This is a genomic window from Streptococcus sp. HMSC071D03 (assembly GCF_001812125.1).
Classification (GTDB): Bacteria; Bacillota; Bacilli; order Lactobacillales; family Streptococcaceae; genus Streptococcus; species Streptococcus pseudopneumoniae_N.
On the sequence record NZ_KV807715.1, the window covers coordinates 1 to 3476 of the forward strand.

Annotated in this window: 6 protein-coding genes and 1 pseudogene; all 7 read right to left on the bottom strand. The window is 31.0% G+C overall.

Going from position 1 to position 3476, the window contains the following annotated elements:
• Nucleotides 1-359: 359 nt before the first annotated feature.
• Nucleotides 360-686: a hypothetical protein gene (locus tag HMPREF2837_RS02390; RefSeq protein ID WP_049548482.1), complete on the bottom strand. Its 327-nt coding sequence runs from the start codon at nt 684-686 to the stop codon at nt 360-362.
• Nucleotides 679-1134, bottom strand: a complete 456-nt coding sequence (locus HMPREF2837_RS02395; protein WP_049548481.1) for a Panacea domain-containing protein — start codon at nt 1132-1134, stop codon at nt 679-681. The genes HMPREF2837_RS02390 and HMPREF2837_RS02395 overlap by 8 nt, the downstream gene beginning before the upstream one ends.
• Nucleotides 1135-1389: 255 nt before the next feature.
• Nucleotides 1390-1935, bottom strand: a complete 546-nt coding sequence (locus HMPREF2837_RS02400) for a hypothetical protein (protein ID WP_049548480.1) — start codon at nt 1933-1935, stop codon at nt 1390-1392.
• A gap of 47 nt (nt 1936-1982) precedes the next feature.
• Nucleotides 1983-2393: a hypothetical protein gene (locus tag HMPREF2837_RS02405; RefSeq protein WP_049548479.1), complete on the bottom strand. Its 411-nt coding sequence runs from the start codon at nt 2391-2393 to the stop codon at nt 1983-1985.
• Nucleotides 2394-2410: 17 nt separating this feature from the next.
• A complete protein-coding gene (locus HMPREF2837_RS02410) occupies nt 2411-2788 on the bottom strand; it encodes a hypothetical protein (protein WP_080979363.1) in 378 nt (125 codons plus the stop codon).
• Nucleotides 2730-3158: a hypothetical protein gene (locus HMPREF2837_RS02415; RefSeq protein WP_049548478.1), complete on the bottom strand. Its 429-nt coding sequence runs from the start codon at nt 3156-3158 to the stop codon at nt 2730-2732. Before HMPREF2837_RS02415 ends, HMPREF2837_RS02410 begins: the two co-directional genes overlap by 59 nt.
• Nucleotides 3159-3203: 45 nt before the next feature.
• Nucleotides 3204-3476 (bottom strand): annotated as a pseudogene (locus HMPREF2837_RS02420) (hypothetical protein); the annotation flags it as partial.

The following is a 3476-nucleotide window of genomic DNA, read 5'->3' on the forward strand; positions in this document are numbered from 1 at the left end:
TTTTCATCAACCCACTACAGTTGACAAAGAGCCCCTATTATTAGATACTAAAAAATAGGCCTAAGCCTACTCTAAATCTAACTTGATTTCTGCAAAAACAACTAATTTTGAATAAGTTGAGAAAACATAAAGGGTAACAAAAAGGAACTTAAAATGATGAGTTCAGCAGGCAAGAATCAGCACGGTCAAACGTGCTTTTTTTGTCAAGTATTATAGCCATCCTATGCTAACTCTCAGTGTAATTTGTTCAATACTTGTAAAATATAATAAAACTCTTTATTGCCTCACTTAATTCATTAGCAATAAACAAACAGTGATTTCACATCACTGTTTGTCTTAAAAATAAGTTTAGAATTATCCTACTTGTCTGATTCGTTAGCATTTTTTCCAAAAAGATAACCTGTCAGTGAAAAAATTAATACTTTAATAACTTCTATAGCATTACTTGCTATATCAGATATTTTCCCACCATGAACAAAAGTTTCAAAAAAATAAATTAGCATTATCAATACAAGACAAATTATAAGTAGATAGTGTCCTTTAATTGTATTATAAGTGTCCTTATTAATTTTTCTTTCAAGTATACTTGTTGTTGCAAATTTATCATTTGCTTCTTTTTGTTGTTGTGAAAACTTAGTATTAGGAACATCAATTTCTGTTGTTAATTTATTTACTTCGTTAGGCAATATAAGGCTCCTCTTGGAATATGTTACAGTCCTCTAAATATGGTTCATCATTTATATTAGCTTTGTACCACGCAGTTCCTTGCTGATGTGTCATCTCAGATAATCTTATACCATCAATCATTCCATAAGTTTTCCAAACATTATCAAAAATCTTTTTCACTACTGAACCTGCAGGGAGAGCAATAGTACTATACTTGTTATTTTCAAAATAGTAAAATTCTTTGATGTGATTTGCACGATATTTTTTAAATACGTTATAAACGCTTCTAAGAACAGGACCATACTGCCAAGTTTCAAAACGTTCGTCAAAAAGTTTTTCTTGCGTTTCTTTTAAATAATCTTTGTAGAAAATATAGATCAATTTCTGTAACTTCATCGGCGTAATATCAATATCTTCGGACTTTGCTCTATCAAGAAACGTATTTGCTACATCTAAAGCTGAAATCATTTTATATCTCCTCCTTTGATTAGATCAAAATACTCAACAAAGAGATCGATGTTCTCTATAATCAATTTTTGTTCAATGAGTACATTAAAAAATTAAAATATCCTCACTATAATTATATCACACTACACATGTTTTTTTTCTTTTTCAATGTTGATTTTTATAATAATTTCTCAATTATTATAGTTGCCAATAAAACAATATTTAATAATCAGATTTACAAGGCAAGAAACTAGCACGGTCAAACGTGCTTTTTTATTAAAAAAAATCATTATCACTATGATCAAACCATTTTCTTTTTCTAGCTCTAGATAGCTCCATATAAAGCGAAAATTCTCCGATTGTGAATACACTATATAAGCAAATTATAAATTTCTCTAACCAATTCATTTCTTCAATGTACTGTTTAAAGCAAATATAACAATAATGTTCTTGTAACGGCTCTAATGCTTTTACTCGTTCAATATCATTATCAGCATATTTTTCATTTATTTCATGATAACGTTTTGAAAAATAAGGATCATGTTCAATTTCGTCATAAAATATTGCCATTGCAAGATCTAACGAACTAATATAATACCCCTCTATCAGTGCTCGTCTAGAAAAAACAATTAATGCTATGAATGCAGCTATTAAAGCGAGCACCCCTCCGACCATATCCCAAAATTCAGAGGCATAAAAATTTCCAGAGATTAGATAGTTAAAGCCAAAAAGAATAACCACAAAAAGAATTATCCAAAATAAACCTTTAGCGATAAAATCCGTTCCAAATGATCTACGTTCCCATTTTTGCTTAATCTTCAAATTTATCTCCTTTTTTTGAAGTTTATTATATTTTATCATACAATCAACTAGATATCTACCAAGTCATGATACGCTCCCATATTCGGTAAAGGCACAACACTAAAATACAAATCAGAATATATCTCAAACCATTTATTCAGCTTGTTATAGGCTGGCGACTGACTAACAAATAATATCCGTTGACAAGCTCCGATAACATTCATGTGATTATACACATAGACCTCTTTAATGGCCGTTAAAATATCGTCTTCACTTGTCTGTACCCTAATATCTGTTATCTGCTTAATCGTAGCGTATTTTTTATAAGCTAGCATATCTTTATTTTTAGCAGCATCAAACATTTTACGCTCAAGGACACTATACTTAGGATTTTCTTTATCTCTCATGAAATACCACTTGAGCCATAAAATTTTTTCTCTGTGAATTACTGAAATACGCTCAATTTTCTTCTTTGGCATGATTACCTCCTAAATTATCAATCTAATAGCTTTAACCACTCACTTTTTGAGATTGTTGTATAAGGTTCATCTAGCGCGTGATATAAAGGTTCTAAACCTTTGTTAAATCGGATATAGTCCATTTTATCCTCATGCGTTGGAAAATATAAAATTCCTGTTTCATCTTCATTTAGACTACGGTTACACCAATCATCAACGATAACCTGCACTTCCCATTCACGCCACTTTTTAAGGTTTTCTAAAAGTTCAATATCACTAAACAACTCACCATCAACTTGGAAAAATTCTCCCAAATCATCGTTACCCTCGATGATGATAACTTCAGGCGTATTTCTACTACTTAATAATTCCTTGAGTTCTTGTAACTCTTTGATCTCCTTTAGATACTTCCTCAATTTCTAACCTCAATTCTTCAATTTGTCTTACTACTCCAAAAATTTCATGAGTTTTATATGATTGTTCAAGTATAGCTTTTGCTGCTTGAGTTCTTATAAAAGGGTTAATCTTGGCATCCATCATAATATCATTGAGTACAGAAACAGCATTGGATGAGGCTAGATATAGCATCTGTGTAGTTTTATCCATCATCTCATCTTGTTTTAGTCTCAATGTCTTTTTAACAGCTGCAACTTTTAGATACTTATGCCCTGTTGCCCTTGACACCCCTGCTTTTTGGCACGCTTTATCTATCGTTGGCTCAGTAAGCATGGCATCTATGAATTTTATTTGCTTGGATGTAAGGCCATCATTTTCATTTCCTGCCATCTATTACCTCCTTGTTATCAAAATAAAGGGTTCCCCCTTTATTTCTTATGCTAGATATTTACGCAATTCTTCATCCAGCGACTCAATATTGCTTTCAACAATCATCTCATGTTGCATTAAATCAATCTTATCACCGTTGATATATAAACCATCATGGAAGTAATTAATTTTCCTAGTAAAGAAAATGATTAATTTTTCAAGAAGATTTTGTTGTTTGAATTGATCTATATCGATTTCAATATAGGCAAGAGTAGTATCGTTTCTGATAATATCCTCTAGCTTTCTAATTGCTAAAGGTTTATTCTTATACTTTTCTAG

What these genes read in the sequence shown, in the direction of transcription:
- HMPREF2837_RS02395 (WP_049548481.1), bottom strand. Translation starts at nt 1,134, where the DNA reads ATGATTTCAGCTTTAGATGTAGCAAATACGTTTCTTGATAGAGCAAAG.
- HMPREF2837_RS02405 (WP_049548479.1), bottom strand. Translation starts at nt 2,393, where the DNA reads ATGCCAAAGAAGAAAATTGAGCGTATTTCAGTAATTCACAGAGAAAAA.
- HMPREF2837_RS02415 (WP_049548478.1), bottom strand. Translation starts at nt 3,158, where the DNA reads ATGGCAGGAAATGAAAATGATGGCCTTACATCCAAGCAAATAAAATTC.